We start from the raw sequence: 16,988 nt of genomic DNA on the forward strand, positions 1-16,988 counted from the left end.
GTGACGGAGGGGTAGAGACGGCGGCGCGGCGGGCGCCCCTCCACCACGCTTCGCGCGGTCCCCCTCCCCATCGCTTCGCGACAGGGAGGAGACGGGCTCCGCTTCAATCCTTCAACGCGCGTCCCGCCACGACGGCTTTGGCGCCGAATTTCGCCCGCAACCGGTCAATCGCGGTCTCGGTCTTGAGGGCGCGGGTCTCGACCGTCTCGAACAGGGCGTGGGAGTCGACGGCGTCGATCATCTGGCCCATGCCGATGCCGATTAGGCGGTAGGGCCGGCCCAGTTCCGGGGCCATGAGTTCGCGTCCGGCGGCGAACAGGGCGCGAGCGGTCTGGACCGGCTCGGGCACGGACATCCGGCGGGTCACGATCTTGAAGTCGGTGCGGCGCAGTTTGAGCACCAGCACCCGGCTGGCCACGCCGTCCCGCCGGGCCTTGGAGGCCAGCTTCTCGCACAACGGCCACAGCTCGGCCTCGAGGTCCTCGGCGGAGGTCAGGTCCTCATTGAAGGTGGTTTCGGCGCTCATCCCCTTGCGTTCGTGGCCCGGATTGACCGCGCGGGCGTCGCGGCCGTGGGCCAGGTCGTGCAGGCGCAGTCCCGTCTCGCCATAGCGTTTGACCAGATCGCGCACATCGGCCGCGGCCAGATCTCCGACGGTGGCGTAGCCGTCGCTCTGCAGCGTCTTGCGGAACACCGGGCCGACTCCGGGCAGGATGCCGACGGGCCGGAGTGCCAGGGTCGCCGGGGCCTCGCTTCCCAGCACCGAAAAACCGCGCGGCTTGTCCAGTTCGGACGCCACCTTTGCCAGGAACCGGTTGGGCGCGAGGCCGATGGAGACGGTCAGACCGATCTCGGTCTCGATCTGTTGTTGCAGGCGAATCAACTGGAAGGCCGGCGGGCCGCCGTTCAACCGTTCGGTCCCGGCCAGGTCGATCCAGGCCTCGTCGAGCGACAGGGTCTGGACCAGCGGCGTCAGCTTGCCCACGGCGCCGAAGATGGCCTCGCTGGCGGCGATGTATTTGCCGAAGTCGGGCTTGATGACGACGGCCTCGGGGCAGGCCTTCAGGGCCTTGAACATCGGCATGGCTGAATGGACGCCGTGCTGGCGCGCGACGTAGCAGCAGGTGGAGACGACGCCGCGCTTTCCGCCCCCCACGATCACGGGTTTGTCGCGCAGTTCGGGCCGGTCGCGCTTTTCCACCGAGGCGTAGAAGGCGTCGCAGTCCAGATGGGCGATGGTCAGCCGGTCCAGCTCGTCATGGCGGACGACCCGACGGGAATCACAGGCGCCGCACCGTTCGACCCTGTGATCTCCGGTCCAGAGGCAGTCTCGACAGATGGCTTTCAACTACCCACCCGCCAGCCTCGGGCTCGTCGCGAGGACCCATGGCTGGTGAGAGCGCGAACAGTGGTCATGGCGGGCATCGTGCCTCAACGCCGCTTGCCTTGCGATGGAGAAATGGGTCCTCGGGACAAGCCCGACGATGTCGGAAAGGAGAAGCTTCACCCCACCTTAAGACCCCTGCCCGCAGAGTGCACGGAGAAGGCGACAAGCCTCCGTGCAGCCGCACTCCATGAGGCGACAGGCCAGGTGATGATGTCCAAGAAAGTCCTCATCGTCGAGGATAACGAGCTGAACATGAAGCTCTTTCATGATCTGCTCGACTCGCAGGGCTACGAGACGCTGCAGACTCGCGAGGGCCTGCAGGCGCTGGCTCTGGCCCGGCTGCACAAGCCCGATTTGATCCTGATGGATATCCAGCTGCCCGAGATCAGCGGACTGGAAGTCACCAAATGGCTGAAGGACGACGAGGAACTGAGCCACATCCCCGTCGTCGCCGTCACCGCCTTCGCCATGAAGGGCGACGAGGAGCGCATTCGCCAGGGCGGCTGCGAGGCGTACATCTCGAAGCCCATCTCGGTGATGCATTTTCTCGACGTGGTGCGGAAACATCTGGGGTAACAAGCGATGACGGCGCGCATTCTTGTCGTTGACGACGTTGAACCGAACGTCCGCCTCCTCGAGGCCAAGCTGACGCTTGAATACTATGAGGTGCTGACGGCCTGCGACGGCGCCACGGCGCTGCAGATCGCCTCCGACGAACGCCCCGACATCATCCTGCTGGACGTGATGATGCCCGGCATGGACGGGTTCGAAACCTGCCGGCGGCTGAAGGCCGATCCCGTGACGCGGCATATCCCGGTCGTTCTGGTGACCGCGCTGGACGGGCGTGAGGACAAGATCAAGGGACTGGACGCCGGCGCCGACGATTTCGTCACCAAGCCGATTGACGACGTCATCCTGTTCGCTCGCGTGCGCTCCCTGCTGCGCCTGAAGTCGGTGATGGACGAGCTGCGGGAGCGCGAGGAAAGCGGTCGGCGGCTGGGCGTGAACACTGACGGGGCCGGACGGCTGCGCGGCTCGGGCGGGCGGGTCCTGATCGTCGATGACAATGCCCGCCAGGCGCAGAAGATGGTCGAGCATCTGGCCGCCGAGCACCGTCCGACGGTTGAAAGCGATCCGGCCGCGGCCCTGATCGCGGCACGCGGTCCGGTCGACCTGATGATCGTCAATGTGTCGAGCACCGAGTTCGACGGCCTGCGATTCGTGGCCCAGGTGCGCTCGACCGAGGCCTCGCGGCGAATGCCGATCCTGGCGGTCATCGATCCGGCGGACCGGCCGCGCCTGCTCAAGGCGTTGGAGCTGGGCGTCAACGACATCCTGCCGCGCCCGGTCGATCCGGAGGAGCTGGAAGCGCGGACCCGCACCCAGATCAAGCGCAAACGCTATGCCGACTTCCTGAAGGAAAAGCTGGACTACAGCCTTGAGATGGCCGTCACCGACGCCCTGACCGGTTTGCATAACCGCCGCTACATGGCCGGCCAGTTGCAGGGGTTGATGAACCGGGCCGGGCAGGGCGGAGAGCCGGTGGCCTTGCTGATGATGGATCTGGACCATTTCAAGCAGGTCAACGACGGCTTCGGCCACGACGCCGGGGACGAGGTGCTGCGCGAGTTCGCGGTGCGCCTCGCCACCAATGTTCGGGCCATCGACCTGCCGTGCCGTCTCGGCGGCGAGGAGTTCGTGGTGGTGATGCCGGGGGCCAGCCTTGAAGACGCGATGCACGTCGCGGACCGCATCCGGCGCGACGTGGCGGCCCAGCCCTTCCCGATCATGGGCGGGGCCGAGGGCCTGACCATCACCGTCTCGGTTGGGGTCGCAGCCAGCACGGGCCTCGACGACACGCCGGACGCCCTGCTCAAGCGGGCCGACGAAGGGGTGTATGAGGCCAAGGCTCTCGGCCGGAACCAGGTCATCGCGCGGGCGGCGTAGGAGCGCTACCGGCTCATCCAGGGCTTGGACTTGCCAGTGGCTATGCGCGCGGCCTGCTCGCGCTGGAAGCGGCCGCCACGCGGCGGTTTCTCTCGCGCGTCGATCGCCGCCTGCTTCAACCGGAGCGCCCGGTGGACGGGGCTTTCGGGCGAAGGCTCGGCGGGGACGTTCGGATCTTCGGTCGGGTCGCTCATCCGAACCATCTAGCACGCCGTGGGGGCCGGGCCGCCGCCCAAACAAAAACGCCCGGCGTTTCCACCGGGCGTTCTGATCCTTGGATCGGCCTCGCTTCGCTCGTCAGCCGCGGAAGACGAGGTTGAAAGGAAGCCTTACTTGATCTTGCCTTCCTTGAACTCGACGTGCTTGCGCACGACGGGGTCGTATTTCTTGACGACCATTTTCTCGGTCATGGTCCGGGCGTTCTTCTTGGTGACGTAGAAGAAGCCGGTGTCGGCCGAGGAGTTCAGGCGGATCTTGATGGAAGCCGGTTTGGCCATCGGGAATTACCTCTGCGACGGCGAAAGCCGCTAAAATACGAGGCGCGGAACATACTCAGGCGCGCCCGGAAGTCAACGGCGCCCGGCGGCCTGCCATGCCGTGACCGGACGGACCGTCGCGCAGGTCGGCGAACCGTCCTTTCCGCGACCCGGCAAATGCACCTCCAGTCGGGCCTCCGGGACCAGCAGGGCCTTTGGAATATCATGGATGTCGATCTTGGCGCGCCGGCTCCAGGGGCTGAAGTGGTCGCCCGCCGACGTGCCGATGCGGATGTAGACGAAACGACGCTGCGGCCCTTCGCGGCGGACGAAAGGGCCGGTCATGCGGCCATCGGGACGCAGGGTGATCGGGAGCTCGAACGCGATCGGGCCGTCCCCGGCGGTGCGGGGCTCGAACGGCAGGTCATCCCTCTGCAGACTGTACCGCACGCCCGGCACAGGGTCGTCGATGATGAGGCGAAGCGTCACGGTGTCAGTCATGCCGTCAGGTTAGGCGCGACGGCCTGTTGGGGCTAGGCTGGTGGAATGAAACAGATCGCCATTCTCGCCACCGCCACCGCCGCCATCGCCCTGTCCGCCTGCGCCACGCTTCCCGCGCCCGCGCCGCAGCAGGACGCCTTCATGGCCAATCTCAACGCCGTGTGCGGGCAGCGATTCGAGGGTCGGGTGGTGACCACCCAGGCCGCCGACGCCGATTTTGCCCGCTCGCGCCTTCTGATGCATGTGCGCGACTGTTCGGCCGACGAGGTCCGCATTCCCTTCTGGGTCGGCGAGGACAGGTCCCGGACCTGGGTGATCAGCCGCAACGAAGAAGGCGGCCTGACGCTGAAGCACGATCACCGGGACCCCGAGGGCAATCCCGACGGCCTGCACTGGTACGGCGGCGACACGACCTCGGCCGGGACGGCGAACCGTCAGGAATTCCCGGTCGATGAGTTCTCGGTCGAGCTGTTCAACGCGGGCAATGCCGCGGTCTCCACCACCAATGTCTGGGCGGTCGAGGTGCATCCCGGGCGGATCTACGCCTATGAGCTGCGCCGCGAGAACCGTTACCTCCGGGTCGAATTCGACCTGACCCGGCCGGTCGCCGAATAGGCCCTAGCCGGCCGCCATCACCCCGCACGCCACCCGGTCGCCGGCCCCGCCAATGGGCTGGCTGGCGTGGTCGTCGGCATTGGCGTGGATGACCAGGGCCGAACCGTCAGCGTCCCACAACCATTGGCCGGGTCCCCCATCCGCGATCCGGGCGCGGGTGGTGAAGAGCTCCGCTCTGACCTGTCCGGCGGCGTCGGCGAAGATGTTGGGCAGGTCGCCGTCGTCGGGACCGCCCGCGTTCAGAAGGCCGTGCGGAGCCTTGGGATCGCCGTGGTTGACGTGGGCGCCGGCCGAGGTGAAGGGCGCGTCGCACTGACCCGTCGCGTGGATGTGGACCCCATGCCAGCCGGGGGTGAGACCCTCGGCCTCGATGCGGATCAGCAGGCCCGCCGGCCCCTGGGTCAGGACGGCGCGGCCGACCCGCGCGCCCGAGGCCCCGATCAGCGTCGCCTCGCCGAAATCGCCCATGGCCGCGCGCCGGGGAGCGTCGGACCAGTCGTTGGCGGTGACGGTGACACAGCCGGCGAGGGCGGCGGTCAGGGGCAGGAGGGCGAGGGCGGTCAAACGGGCGGCGCGCATGGGGTGGGGTCCTTGTCTCGGCGGGGCGAAAGACCTCGGCGTCGCTTTGCCACGGCAGCCCCCGGATGCTAGAAAACCGGTTCGCGGATCACGTTCCGATTCCGGCCATTTAAAGCCTGATTTCCTTGACTGACGACAGCTACGAAAACGCCCTTCCTCCTTCATCGGGGGCCGGCGGCGGCGACATATCCACCATCACCATCGAGGACGAGCTGAGGCGCTCGTATCTCGACTACGCCATGAGCGTGATCGTGTCCCGCGCCCTGCCGGACGCGCGTGACGGGCTGAAGCCCGTGCACCGCCGCATCCTGTATTCGATGCATGACCTGAAGATGACGCCTGACAAGTCGTATTCAAAGTGCGCGCGCGTCGTCGGCGACGTGCTGGGCCGGTTCCACCCGCATGGCGACGCCTCGGTCTATATGGCCCTGGTGCGCATGGCCCAGCCCTTCTCGATGGGACTGATGCTGGTCGACGGCCAGGGCAATTTCGGCTCGGTCGACGGCGATATGCCGGCCTCGATGCGATACACCGAGGCCCGCATGGCCCCGGCGGCGGCGGCGTTGCTGACCGACATCGACAAGGACACCGTCGATTTCCAGCCGAACTATGACGAGAAGGAGATGGAGCCCGTCGTCCTGCCGGCGCGGATCCCCAACCTGCTGGTCAACGGCGCGGGTGGAATCGCCGTCGGCATGGCCACCAACATCCCGCCGCATAACCTGGGCGAGATCATCGACGCCTGCGTGGCCCTGCTTGACGACCCGAACGTCACCGACGACGCCCTGCTGGACATCGTGCCCGGTCCCGACTTCCCGACCGGCGGCGAAATCATGGGCCGTACAGCGCCCCGCAACGCCCTGCGCGATGGTCGCGGCTCGGTCGTGGTGCGCGGCCAGGCGACGATCGAGACGATCCGCAAGGACCGCGAGGCCATCGTGGTCACCCAGTTGCCCTTCCAGGTCAACAAACAGACCCTGATCGAACGCATCGTTGAAATGGTCCGCGAGAAGCGCATCGAGGGCATTTCCGACGTCCGTGACGAGTCCGACCGCGACGGCATGCGGATGGTCATCGAGCTGAAGCGCGACGCCTCGGCCGATGTGGTGTTGAACCAGCTGTGGCGCTTCACCGCCATGCAGAGCTCGTTCGGCGTCAACATGCTGGCGCTGAACCACGGCCGCCCGATCCAGATGGGCCTGCGCCAGCTGCTGGAAGCCTTCCTCGAGTTCCGCGAGGAGGTGGTCGTCCGCCGCATCAAGTTCGAACTGGCCAAGGCCCGCGACCGCGGACACGTCCTGGTCGGTCTGGCCGTGGCCGTGGCCAATATCGACGAGGTCATCCACATCATCCGCAGCTCGGCCGATCCGGCCGAGGCCCGCGAGCGGTTACAGGCCAAGAGCTGGCCGGTGGGCGACATGATCGCCCTGATCGAGCTGATCGCGGACCCGCGCTCGATGCTGGTCGAGGGCGACAAGCTGAACCTCACCGACGAACAGGCCCGCGCCATCCTGGGCCTGACGCTGAGCCGCCTGACCGGCCTGGGCCGCGACGACATCTTCGGCGAGGCGCGGGGTCTGGCCGACACCATCCAGGGCCACCTGACCCTGCTCAGCGACCGCGCCAACATCCTGGCCGTGATCCGCGAGGACCTGCTGGTCGTGCGCGAGGAGTTCGCTGTTCCGCGCCGGACCATCATCGGCGAAGGCGACTATGAGCTGGAAGACGAGGACCTGATCCCGCGCGAGGACATGGTCGTCACCGTCACCCACGGCGGCTACGTCAAGCGCGTGGCGCTGAACGCCTACCGGACCCAGCATCGCGGCGGCAAGGGCCGCTCGGGCGTGGCGATGAAGGAGGACGACGCCGTCGTCGGCGTCTTCTCCGCCTCGACCCATACGCCGGTGCTGTTCTTCGCCACCAACGGCAAGGCCTACAAGCTCAAGACCTGGCGGCTGCCGCTGGGCAATCCGCAGTCGCGCGGCAAGGCCTTCGTCAACCTGCTGCCGATCGAGCCGGGCGATTCGATCATGAACGTTCTGCCCCTGCCCGAGGACGAGGCGGAGTGGGGCAATTACGACATCATGTTCTCGACCCGGTCGGGCGACGTGCGCCGCAACAAGCTCAGCGATTTCGCCACCGTCAACCGGGCCGGCAAGATCGCCATGAAGCTGGAGGACGGCGACCACATGGTCGGTGTGGCCCTGTGCACCGCCGAGGACGACGTCATGCTGACGACCGCGCTCGGCCGCGCCATCCGTTTCAAGGCCGATGATGTGCGCGTCTTCAAGGGCCGGGATTCGACCGGCGTCCGCGGTGTGCGACTGCAGAAGGACGATGCGGTCATCTCCATGGCCGTGCTGGGCCGGGTCGATGCGACGCCGGACGAGCGCTCCGCCTATGTCAAACACGCCGCCGCCATGCGCCGGGCGACCGGGGAGGGCGAGGACGAGGTCGCTGCGGTCGAGGCCGACGACGAGGCGACCGGGGAGGCGGTTCTCAGCGTCGAGCGCATCGCCGAACTGGGCGCCGCCGAACAGTTCATCCTGACGGTCACCGAGACCGGCTTCGGCAAGCGGTCGTCTGCCTATGAGTACCGACGCACGGGCCGGGGCGGGCAGGGGCTGACGGCCCACGGTCTGGGCGGTCGCGCGGGAACGCGGCTGGCGGCTTCCTTCCCGGTCGAGGATGGCGACGAACTGTTGCTGGTGACCTCGGGCGGACAGATGATCCGCACGCCGGTCGATCAGGTCCGTATCGTGGGCCGGTCCAGTCAGGGCGTGACCATCTTCCGCACCGCCGACGGCGAGAAGGTCGTCTCGGTCGAGCGGCTGCCTGACAGCGGCGGCGGCGATGAGGACGCGGTGGAAGGCGATGGTGAAGGCCAGGCCTCCGACGCCGAGGGCGGTGAAGCCTGATCCATGACGGGCGCCGTTGAACTCAGCGTCGACGGCGCTCCGGCCACGCCCGGGGAACTCGCCTGCGTGGCCCTGGTCAACTACGGCGCCTACACCTCCTTCCGGGTGGAACAGGGCGGCGTGCGCGGACTGGACCTGCATCTGGCGCGGCTGGAGGCCGAGGCGCTCGAGCTGTTTGGCGAACCGGTCGGCGAGGAACGCCTGCGCGATCTGATGGGCAAGGCCGTTGCGGGCCGTGACGCCTGCTGGCTGCGGGTGAGCCTGTACTCGCCGGACATCAGTCCGCGGACGCCGGACTGGCAGGGCGCGCCCAGGGTGATGATCGCCCTGTCGCCTCCGCCTCCGCCATTCGCCGATGCTCCGCGCCTGCAACTTCAGACCTATGCCCGCGAGGCGGCGCATCTGAAGCATGTGGCCACCTTCGGCCTGATCCGCGCCCGGCGTGCGGCGCGCGCCGCCGGTTTCGACGACGCCCTGTTCGTGGATGGCGGGGGCCGGATCTCGGAAGGCAGTCTCTGGAACATCGGCTTTGTCAGCAACGACGATGTGGTCTGGCCGCAAGCCTCCATGCTGACGGGCGTGGCCCAGGAACTGGTGCAGCGCGGCTTGGCCAAGGCGGGTCTGAGCGGCCGTACGGAGCCGGTTCATGTCGCCGACCTCACCCGCTTTGACACCGCCTTCCTGTGCAACAGCGCCACGCCCGCCTGCGCCATCCAGTCGGTCGGCGAGCGCGCCTTCACAACACCGTCCGGCCTGATCGAACGCCTGCAGGGCGCCTGGGCGTCGAACCCGATCCAGCCGATCTAGGCCGGCGGTTTCGCACCTGCTAAACGGTTGGAGAGACGGGGAGGAAATCGATGCGCATCGGCCTGTATCCGGGCACGTTCGACCCCGTCACCAACGGGCACATGGACATTATCGGGCGGGCGGTGAAGCTGGTCGACCGGCTGGTCATCGGCGTGGCGCGCAATGACGACAAAGGCCCGATGTTCACCACCGACCAGCGGGTCGAGATGGTCCGCGCCGAGGTCGCCCATCTGGGTTCAAAGGTCGAGGTGCGGCCTTTCTCAAGCCTGCTGATGCATTTCGCCGAGGAGCTGGACGCCGGCATCATCGTGCGGGGTCTCCGCGCCGTGGCCGACTTCGAATATGAGTTTCAGATGACGGCGATGAACCAACGCCTCAATGCCGACATCGAGACGGTCTTCCTGATGGCCGATCCGCGGCACCAGGCCATCGCCTCGCGTCTGGTCAAGGAGATCGCCCGTCTGGACGGCGCGATCGACAGTTTCGTCAGCCCTGCCGTCGCCGAGATGGTGCGGGCCAAGGTCAAGGGATAGAATGAGCTTCAGGATTGTAATCTCCAGCGCGCTTTCGATGGCGCTTCTCACCGCGACCGCCCCCGCCGCCGCCCAGACAGCGACCCCGGAATGGCGCACCATCGCGCCGGAGAACCTGCTGGTCATCGACACGGCCAAGGGCCGCATCCTGATCGAGCTGGAGCCCCGCATGGCGCCCCTGTCTGTCGAGCGGGTCCGCACCCTGGCCGACCAGGGCTTCTATGACGGGCTGAAATTCCATCGGGTGCTGACGGACTTCATGGCCCAGACCGGCGATCCGCTGGGCACCGGAGCGGGCAGCAGCGAGCTGCCGGACATGGAAGGCGAGTTTCAATTCCGCCGGGGACGCGACCTCGGCTTTGTCAATCTGGTGACGGGTCAGGCCGGTCTTCTGGGCATCGCGGGGTCCATGCCGGTCTTCACCCAGCCGGACGCCCAGATGATGGTCACGGCCGACTTCAAGACCGCGGCCCAGGCCCTGTTCTGCCCCGGTATTCTCGGTATGGCGCGTGGTCAGGACCCTCACAGCGCCAACAGTCAGTTCTTCATCATGACCGGGGTCAACGAGGGCCTGAACGGCCTGTACACGCCATTCGGTCGCGTTGTGGCCGGGCTCGACGTGGTCCGGGCTCTGAAGCCCGGTTCCGAGGCGGCCAACGGCCAGGTCGATGATCCCGACCTGATGACCCGCGCCCGTTCCGCAGCCGCCCTGCCGGAACGGCAGCGTCCCGTGGTCCGGGTCAGAACTCCGGCCAGTCCTGCCTTCGCCGCCATGGTTGAACAGGTGCGGACCGAGCGAGGCGCGCGGTTCACTGTTTGCGATATCCAGCCGATCGCCGAGGTAACCGGCGGATGATCTGCTCCGGGGAGGATGCAATGAAAGCCATAGCCGGCCTCACGGCCCTGTTTACCCTGATCGCAGCGCCTGCGTTCGCCCAGGACGTCGGCGGCCCGCCGCCGCCGCCCACGCCCGCGACGACGGTCGTCCTGCCCGAATGGCGCGCGGTTCCGGCCGAGAATCTGCTGGTCATCGACACGACGCGCGGCCGCATTCTGGTGGAACTGACGCCCGAGGTTGCTCCGTTGCACGTTGAGCGGATCAAGCTGCTGGCTCGCCGGGGCTTCTACGACAATGTGCCGTGGCATCGGGTCATTGACTGGTTCATGGCCCAGACCGGCGACCCGCTGGGCAATGGCGAGGGCCAGAGCCCCTATCCGGATCTGAAGGGCGAATTCACCTTCCGTCGAGACACCACCATGCCGTTCGCCGCGGTCGCCGAGCCGGCCGGCGCGCGGGTGGGCTTCTTCCATTCCCTGCCGGTCCAGACCCAGCCGGACGCGGCCTTCGCCCTGACCGGCGACGGCAAGGTGCATGGCTGGGGTCTGTACTGTCCCGGCGTGGCCGGCATGGCCCGCGACGAGGGCAATGACACCGCCAACAGCCAGTTCTTCCTGATGCGCCAGGCCTATCCGGCGCTGGACAAGCGCTACACCATCTGGGGCATGACGGTGTCGGGCCTCGATGTCGTGCGGTCGCTGCGCGTCGGCGATGGCGACAACGGGATGGTGACGGCCGAGCCGGACCGGATGACGCGGGTGCGGGTCGCGGCCGACATCGCCGAAGGCGAACGGCCGGCGGTGCAGGTGCTGGCCGCCGAGTCGCCGAGGTTCCGGGCGATGGTGGATGAAACACGGATCTCGCGCGGCGCGGACTTCTCGGTCTGCGACGTGACCTTGCCTGTGCAGGTAACCAACTAGGACCGTCGGCGACGGCGACGCCGCCCGGGTTTCCTGTCCTCGCGCATCTGTTGCAGCAGCAGGCCCTCGCGCAGGCCGCGGTCAGCGACCCGTACCCGTTCGGAGGGCCAGGCCCGCTGGACCGCCTCCATGATGGCGGCGCCGGCCAGCACCAGGTCGGCGCGGTCCGGTCCGATGCACGGCTCGGCGGCGCGTCCGGCGGCGCCCAGCCGTTTCAATGTGTCCGCGGCGGCCTCGCAATCGCCCCGGGTCATCCACAGGCCATCGACCAGATTGCGCTGATAGCGGCGCAAGCCCAGGTGAATGCCCGCCAGACTGGTGATCGCCCCCGAGGTCCCGACCATATGGGCGCGGCCGCTGACAAAGAGTTCGCGCAGCGCCGGGTCGACCGGCGCCTCCGCGATCGCGGCGCCCATGTCGGTCACCATGGCTTCGTACCAGTCGTCCAGTCCGCCGGCCGGCTCGGGATGCCGCTCGGCAAGGGTGACAACCCCCACCGGCGCCGACATCCAGCCCTCCAGGACGAAGGAATCGCCGCGTTTCGAAAGCCAGTTCAGTTCCGTCGAGCCGCCGCCGACATCGACCACCAGCACGGCTTCCATCGACGGGTCGAACAGGTTCAGACAGCCACGGACGGCCAAGCGGGCCTCTTCGACGGGGTCGATGATTCGCAGCTGCAGACCCGTGCCGACCCGCACCCGCTCGATGAAGGCCGGGCCATTCTCGGCCTGACGGCAGGCCTGGGTGGCCACGGCCATGAGACGGGAGGAATCGACGCCCTTCTTCGCGACCCGTTCGCCGCACAGCAGCAGGGCCTCATAGGCCCGCTCCATGGCCGCGTCATCGAGACGGCCCGTCCGTGACAGTCCCTCGCCCAGACGGACGATACGACTGAAGGAATCGACGACGCGGAAGCCGTCGCGCGCCGGCTTTGCGATCAGCAGCCGGCAGTTGTTGGTCCCGAGATCGAGTGCGCCATACAGCGGCGCATCGCGACCTGACGCCCCGTGATCGCCGGCGGCGCCGTTTGCGGCGCGCTGCCCGTCAGACCGTCGGGGCTGGGACCGGTCGTCACGCCGTGGCGGCGCGCCGTCGGTCTTCGGCATGGGCCGAGCCTTCATGGTGGGCGGTCCGAAGCGGCGCCCGTCCCGGACACTCTAGGACTGTGTGGTCGTCCGCGCCAAGCGTGTCTGTCGCGAAAATGAACGGTGCGACGCGGACAAGGCTCAGGTTGGGTCAGGCACTCTCACGCCATGACCCAGGAAACTGTCGCGAAATTCGGCCTCGGCCAGATCGTCCGTCACCGGGACGCAGCTTTTCGCGGCGTGGTGATAGACATCGACGCCTCCTATGCCGGCCTGCCCGGCGAGACGGGCGAGATCGCGCCGGATCAGCCCTTCTATCAGGTCCTCGCCATCGGCCCGGACGGCGGCTTCATCGCCTATGCGGCCGAGACGGCGCTGGAGCACGACCCGGAACTGTCCGCCCTCACACGCGAGGCGGAGAGCCGCTGGTTCACGGTCGACTCCCGGGGGCGTCATGCGCCGAGAGCACACGCCATTCACTGAGCGCCAGGATATTTGACCGGCGCTGGCGCGCGCCGCGCGAGGGGCCTAGATTGCCGGCAAGGGCCTTTCAGAGCCCGCAGGTCGCAGGAGCAGGTCCATGTCCGACTTCGAGCATGTGTTCGATGCGCCGCCGGAAGGCGCCGCCGCCGACTGGACCATCCCGCAGGACTGGGCCTCCTACAGCGAGACCGAGCATGAGACCTGGGACACCCTCTACGCCCGGCAGATGAAGATCCTGCCCGGCCGCGCGGCCGACGTGTTCCTCAAGGGGCTGACGGCGCTGGACCTGAATACCGGCGGCATTCCTGATTTTGCGGTGATGAATCCCAAGCTTCAGGCCCTGACCGGCTGGACCGTGGTCTGCGTGCCCGGCCTGGTGCCCGATGACGTCTTCTTCGACCATCTGGCCAACCGCCGCTTCCCCTCGGGCCAATTCATCCGCAAGCCGGACCAGCTGGACTATCTGCAGGAGCCGGACATCTTCCACGATGTCTTCGGCCACGTGCCGATGCTCTCGGACCCCGATTTCGCCGACTATATGGAGGCCTATGGCAAGGGCGGGCAGCGCGCCGCCTCGCTGGGCGTGTTGCAGAATCTGGCCCGGCTGTACTGGTACACCGTCGAGTTCGGCCTGATGCAGGATGCGGACGGCCTTCGCATCTACGGCGCCGGCATCGTCTCCTCGGCGACCGAGAGCGTCTTCTCGCTGGAGGATACGTCCCCCAACCGCCTCGGTTTCGACCTCGAGCGGGTGATGAGGACCCTGTACCGGATCGATGACTTTCAGCAGGTCTATTTCGTCATCGACTCCATCGAACAGCTCAAGCGCGAGACCCTGCAGGATTTCGGCCCGATCTACGGTCGTCTGAAGGGCGCGGCCGACATCGCCATCGAAGCCATCCTGCCGACCGACACCGTCTTCACCCGCGGCACCCAGGCCTATGCGGCACGAGGCGGGCGGTTCGCCGCCTAGTCGTGCGTAATCAGACTATTGCGCCCCGTATCTCTCATCCGGATGTAGGTCAGTAGCGAGACGCCGATCAGGCCGGTGACGTACCAGAAATAGGCGCTCTCCATGCCTTCGCCCTTGAACCACAGGGCGGCGTATTCCGCCGTGCCGCCGAACAGGGCGTTGGCGATCGCGTAGGGCAGGGCGACGCCCAGCGCGCGGATATGCGCGGGGAACAGCTCGGCCTTCACTACCGCGTTGATCGAGGTGTAGCCGCTGACGATGATCAGGGCGGACATGGCCAGCAGGAAGGCGATGTACGGGCTCTCGACCCCGGACAGGGCTGTCATGATCGGCACGGTGAACAGCACCCCCATGACGCCGAAAGCGATCATCACCGGCCGCCGTCCGACCCGGTCCGACAGCGCCCCCACGGCGGGCTGCAGCAGCATGAAGACGAACAGGGCCGCCGCACTGACCTCGGTGGCCGTCGCCTTGGAGAAGCCGCTCGTGTTGACCAGGAATTTCTGCAGGTAGGTGGTGTAGGTGTAGAAGGCGACGGTCCCGCCGGCGGTCAGGCCGAGGACCATCAGCGCCTCTTTCGGATGTTTCAGGATCAGCAGCAGGGCGCTGGATTTTGGCGCCTCGCTGGCGTCGGAGGCGATGAACGCCGTCGTCTCGTCCAGCCGCCTGCGCAGCCAGAAGACGACCACCGCCAGCGCTGCGCCGACGAAGAACGGGATGCGCCAGCCCCAGGCCGCCAGATCGGTCTCGGCCATGGTCTTCTGCAGCACGATCAACAGAAGCAGGGCCAGCAGCTGGCCCGAGATCAGGGTGACGTACTGGAAGCTGGACCAGAAGCCGCGGTGCTTCGCCGTGGCCATCTCCGACAGATAGGTGGCCGAAGAGCCGTACTCCCCGCCGACGCTGAGCCCTTGCAGCATCCGGGCGAACAGCAGCAGGGCCGGGGCGGCCAGGCCGATGCTCGCATGGCCGGGCGTACAGGCGATGATCAGACTGCCGGTGCACATCAGGGTCACCGACAGGGTCAGGCCCGCCTTGCGCCCCTTGCGGTCGGAATAGACTCCCATGACCCAGGCCCCGACGGGCCGCATCAGGAAGCCGACCGCAAACACCGCCGCCGCGCTCAGCAGCTGGGCGGTGCTGTCGCCCTTGGGGAAGAAGACCGGCGCGAAATAGACGGTGAAGGCGGCATAGGCGAACCAGTCGAACCACTCGACCAGATTGCCGGCCGAACCGCCGATGATGTTGCGCAGGCGGCGGGCAGGAGTCATGGCGGCGCTCATCGGCGGGGTTTCAGATTGGGCCATGCGGTCCAGGTTCCGATCGCATAGGCGACGCCATAGACGAGGACGATCAGTGAGCTCCACAACACGAAGGGCATGACCTCGCCTCCGTTGATGATCAGGGCCGGGATCAAGGCCAGACCGCGCAACAGATAGATGGCGCTGATCACGACCAGTCCGGACCTCAACAGCGGCAGCCGGGGCAGGAGGCCTGCCCCGGAAAAGGCGTAGGCCGCCCAGATCGCGAGGATGGCGGCGATCCCCAGCGTCAGCAGGGTCGGGATCATCGAGCCCTGCTCGGCCATGGTCGCCATTGCCTCGCCGGCGCCGAAGAAGCGGTACCAGTCGGGTCCGCCGATGATGCAGCCTATATGCAGCAGGGACGCGGCGACGCTCAGCAGGCCGCCGAGGACCAGGGCGGAGTTTCGGGCCGGTTTCATGCTGTTCCCCGGGTTGATGTTCGAACCCGCAGCGCCACGGCCACGGTCCAGACGGCGAGTGCGATCTCGACCACCCGCTGGGCCGCGCCATACCACTCGAAGGCCGGATGGATCAGCCAGATGGCCAGCGCCGCCGGGATTCCGCAAATCAGGCTCAATCCGAACAGACCCCGACCCTGAGGCCAGCCTCGCGAGGCGATGCCGACAAGGAAGACGCCGGCGATGCCGCACAGATAGCCGACGCCACCGAACACATCGTGCAGAACCGCCGCCGGGCTGAGGTCGGCGGTGGAGCACTCGAAGTCGCAGCGGAACACGCCGCCGAGCACGAGGCCGACGCCGTTCAGGGCGCTCAGGCCGAAGCCGAGGATGGAGAGGACGCTGCGGGGAAACTGGCTCGCGCACAGGAGCCAGAAGGCCGTGAGCAGACCTCCGGAAACCATGAAGGCTGTGCTGACACCCTGGCTCGTCGGCGCCCCGGTCGCGCCGAGCTCGCTGATGTACTGGGTCAGATGGTCATAGCCGGGATAGGCCATGCCGCCCGCGATCGTGGCGGCGGCCAGCACCAGCAAGCTGAGGACCGCGCATCCGAAGGCGATGTGTCTGATCACGCTGCTTCCCCCGTCGCCGACGACCGACGCTAGCCGGGTTCGCCCGGAGGACCAATCCCGTCCAACCGTTTGCCCATCCGGACCAGCGGCACGGGCGCGCCGCCGCGATCGTCCTCAAACCGTTCGATCTCGCGATAGCCGGCGGCCAGATACAGAGGCTCGCCGCCCATGGTGGCGACCAGTTCGGCGCGGTCGTAGCCGGCGGCCCGGGCGGCCGCTTCGCACAGGCCGAGGATCAGCCGGCCGACGCCCCGGCGGACGAACTCGGGCGCCGTATACATGGCGCGGATGCGGGCGGCGTCGACGCCGGGCGCCAGCAGCGCGGGGACCCGCCCCGGCGTGTGGTCGCCGCCGTATTCGGTGATCCGCCCGCTCCAACCGCCGCAGCCGGCCATAGCGCCGTCGGCCTCGACGATCAGATAGGTCCCGTCGGCGACCAGTTGGCTGTCGATCCCCATCAGCTTGCGGCTGGCGGCGATCTGGTCGGGGGTCAGGAAGGCGGCCAGCGGGCCGGTGATCGACCGGTCCATCAGCGCGACCAGCGCCGGGATGTCGGCCTTTGTCGCGATCCTGTGGGTGAGGCCCGCCACGG

Annotated in this window: 20 protein-coding genes; 10 read left to right on the top strand and 10 right to left on the bottom strand. The window is 67.6% G+C overall.

What is annotated here, in order from left to right; genetic code table 11:
• Window positions 1-103 precede the first annotated feature (103 nt).
• Window positions 104-1,348: a DNA polymerase IV gene (locus ACTIEW_RS14545; protein WP_439478621.1), complete on the bottom strand. Its 1,245-nt coding sequence runs from the start codon at window positions 1,346-1,348 to the stop codon at window positions 104-106.
• Window positions 1,349-1,597: 249 nt separating this feature from the next.
• Between ACTIEW_RS14545 and ACTIEW_RS14550 the strand changes: the two genes are divergently transcribed.
• Together ACTIEW_RS14550 and ACTIEW_RS14555 are read left to right on the top strand one after the other, a co-directional pair.
• The gene (locus tag ACTIEW_RS14550) at window positions 1,598-1,963 is read left to right on the top strand and encodes a response regulator (protein WP_055830736.1); all 366 of its coding nucleotides are present in this window, start codon (window positions 1,598-1,600) and stop codon (window positions 1,961-1,963) included.
• 6 nt (window positions 1,964-1,969) lie between these two features.
• Entirely contained in the window at window positions 1,970-3,334 is a 1,365-nt protein-coding gene (locus ACTIEW_RS14555; protein WP_439478622.1) for a PleD family two-component system response regulator, read from the top strand.
• 5 nt (window positions 3,335-3,339) lie between these two features.
• Here the strand turns inward: ACTIEW_RS14555 and ACTIEW_RS14560 are convergent, their stop codons facing one another.
• The 3 genes from ACTIEW_RS14560 to ACTIEW_RS14570 form a co-directional block, all read right to left on the bottom strand.
• Window positions 3,340-3,528, bottom strand: a complete 189-nt coding sequence (locus ACTIEW_RS14560; RefSeq protein WP_439478623.1) for a hypothetical protein — start codon at window positions 3,526-3,528, stop codon at window positions 3,340-3,342.
• Between the two features lie 135 nt (window positions 3,529-3,663).
• Window positions 3,664-3,831 carry a 50S ribosomal protein L33 gene (rpmG, locus tag ACTIEW_RS14565; RefSeq protein WP_055830646.1) on the bottom strand — a complete coding sequence of 56 codons (168 nt, stop codon included), beginning with the start codon at window positions 3,829-3,831 and terminating at the stop codon, window positions 3,664-3,666.
• A 72-nt stretch (window positions 3,832-3,903) separates the two neighbouring features.
• Window positions 3,904-4,311: a DUF5990 family protein gene (locus ACTIEW_RS14570; RefSeq protein WP_439478624.1), complete on the bottom strand. Its 408-nt coding sequence runs from the start codon at window positions 4,309-4,311 to the stop codon at window positions 3,904-3,906.
• Window positions 4,312-4,356: 45 nt separating this feature from the next.
• Between ACTIEW_RS14570 and ACTIEW_RS14575 the strand changes: the two genes are divergently transcribed.
• The gene (locus ACTIEW_RS14575) at window positions 4,357-4,926 is read left to right on the top strand and encodes a hypothetical protein (RefSeq protein ID WP_439478625.1); all 570 of its coding nucleotides are present in this window, start codon (window positions 4,357-4,359) and stop codon (window positions 4,924-4,926) included.
• Between the two features lie 3 nt (window positions 4,927-4,929).
• Here the strand turns inward: ACTIEW_RS14575 and ACTIEW_RS14580 are convergent, their stop codons facing one another.
• Window positions 4,930-5,505, bottom strand: a complete 576-nt coding sequence (locus tag ACTIEW_RS14580) for a superoxide dismutase family protein (RefSeq protein WP_439478626.1) — start codon at window positions 5,503-5,505, stop codon at window positions 4,930-4,932.
• A gap of 125 nt (window positions 5,506-5,630) precedes the next feature.
• Between ACTIEW_RS14580 and gyrA the strand changes: the two genes are divergently transcribed.
• The 5 genes from gyrA to ACTIEW_RS14605 are packed head-to-tail and all read left to right on the top strand — an operon-like array spanning window position 5,631 to window position 11,521.
• On the top strand, window positions 5,631-8,423 hold the full coding sequence (gyrA, locus tag ACTIEW_RS14585) for a DNA gyrase subunit A (RefSeq protein ID WP_439478627.1): 2,793 nt from the start codon (window positions 5,631-5,633) through the stop codon (window positions 8,421-8,423).
• Window positions 8,424-8,426: 3 nt separating this feature from the next.
• A complete protein-coding gene (locus ACTIEW_RS14590) occupies window positions 8,427-9,230 on the top strand; it encodes an aminotransferase class IV (RefSeq protein ID WP_439478628.1) in 804 nt (267 codons plus the stop codon).
• Between the two features lie 50 nt (window positions 9,231-9,280).
• A complete protein-coding gene (coaD, locus tag ACTIEW_RS14595; RefSeq protein WP_439478629.1) occupies window positions 9,281-9,763 on the top strand; it encodes a pantetheine-phosphate adenylyltransferase in 483 nt (160 codons plus the stop codon).
• Between the two features lie 37 nt (window positions 9,764-9,800).
• On the top strand, window positions 9,801-10,619 hold the full coding sequence (locus ACTIEW_RS14600; RefSeq protein ID WP_439478630.1) for a peptidylprolyl isomerase: 819 nt from the start codon (window positions 9,801-9,803) through the stop codon (window positions 10,617-10,619).
• Window positions 10,620-10,639: 20 nt separating this feature from the next.
• Entirely contained in the window at window positions 10,640-11,521 is an 882-nt protein-coding gene (locus tag ACTIEW_RS14605; RefSeq protein WP_439478631.1) for a peptidylprolyl isomerase, read from the top strand.
• Here ACTIEW_RS14605 and ACTIEW_RS14610 read toward each other — a convergent pair.
• The gene (locus tag ACTIEW_RS14610; RefSeq protein WP_439478654.1) at window positions 11,518-12,627 is read right to left on the bottom strand and encodes a Ppx/GppA phosphatase family protein; all 1,110 of its coding nucleotides are present in this window, start codon (window positions 12,625-12,627) and stop codon (window positions 11,518-11,520) included. The genes ACTIEW_RS14605 and ACTIEW_RS14610 overlap by 4 nt on opposite strands.
• 147 nt (window positions 12,628-12,774) lie before the next feature.
• Between ACTIEW_RS14610 and hspQ the strand changes: the two genes are divergently transcribed.
• Together hspQ and phhA are read left to right on the top strand one after the other, a co-directional pair.
• On the top strand, window positions 12,775-13,089 hold the full coding sequence (gene hspQ, locus ACTIEW_RS14615; protein WP_439478632.1) for a heat shock protein HspQ: 315 nt from the start codon (window positions 12,775-12,777) through the stop codon (window positions 13,087-13,089).
• A gap of 97 nt (window positions 13,090-13,186) precedes the next feature.
• Entirely contained in the window at window positions 13,187-14,062 is an 876-nt protein-coding gene (phhA, locus tag ACTIEW_RS14620; RefSeq protein ID WP_439478633.1) for a phenylalanine 4-monooxygenase, read from the top strand.
• Here phhA and ACTIEW_RS14625 read toward each other — a convergent pair.
• Genes ACTIEW_RS14625 through ACTIEW_RS14640 form a run of 4 tightly spaced genes read right to left on the bottom strand, consistent with a single transcriptional unit; the run spans window position 14,059 to window position 16,986 of the window.
• Window positions 14,059-15,369, bottom strand: coding sequence for an MFS transporter (locus ACTIEW_RS14625; protein ID WP_439478634.1), 1,311 nt, complete (start codon window positions 15,367-15,369; stop codon window positions 14,059-14,061). The two genes, phhA and ACTIEW_RS14625, sit on opposite strands and share 4 nt — an antisense overlap.
• On the bottom strand, window positions 15,342-15,785 hold the full coding sequence (locus ACTIEW_RS14630; protein WP_439478635.1) for a hypothetical protein: 444 nt from the start codon (window positions 15,783-15,785) through the stop codon (window positions 15,342-15,344). The genes ACTIEW_RS14625 and ACTIEW_RS14630 overlap by 28 nt, the downstream gene beginning before the upstream one ends.
• Window positions 15,782-16,396, bottom strand: coding sequence for a DUF998 domain-containing protein (locus tag ACTIEW_RS14635; protein ID WP_439478636.1), 615 nt, complete (start codon window positions 16,394-16,396; stop codon window positions 15,782-15,784). Before ACTIEW_RS14635 ends, ACTIEW_RS14630 begins: the two co-directional genes overlap by 4 nt.
• Before the next feature lie 29 nt (window positions 16,397-16,425).
• Window positions 16,426-16,986: a GNAT family N-acetyltransferase gene (locus ACTIEW_RS14640; RefSeq protein ID WP_439478637.1), complete on the bottom strand. Its 561-nt coding sequence runs from the start codon at window positions 16,984-16,986 to the stop codon at window positions 16,426-16,428.
• Window positions 16,987-16,988 lie beyond the last annotated feature (2 nt).

The sequence above is a fragment of the Brevundimonas sp. genome (genome assembly GCF_051860745.1).
Classification (GTDB): domain Bacteria; phylum Pseudomonadota; class Alphaproteobacteria; order Caulobacterales; family Caulobacteraceae; genus Brevundimonas.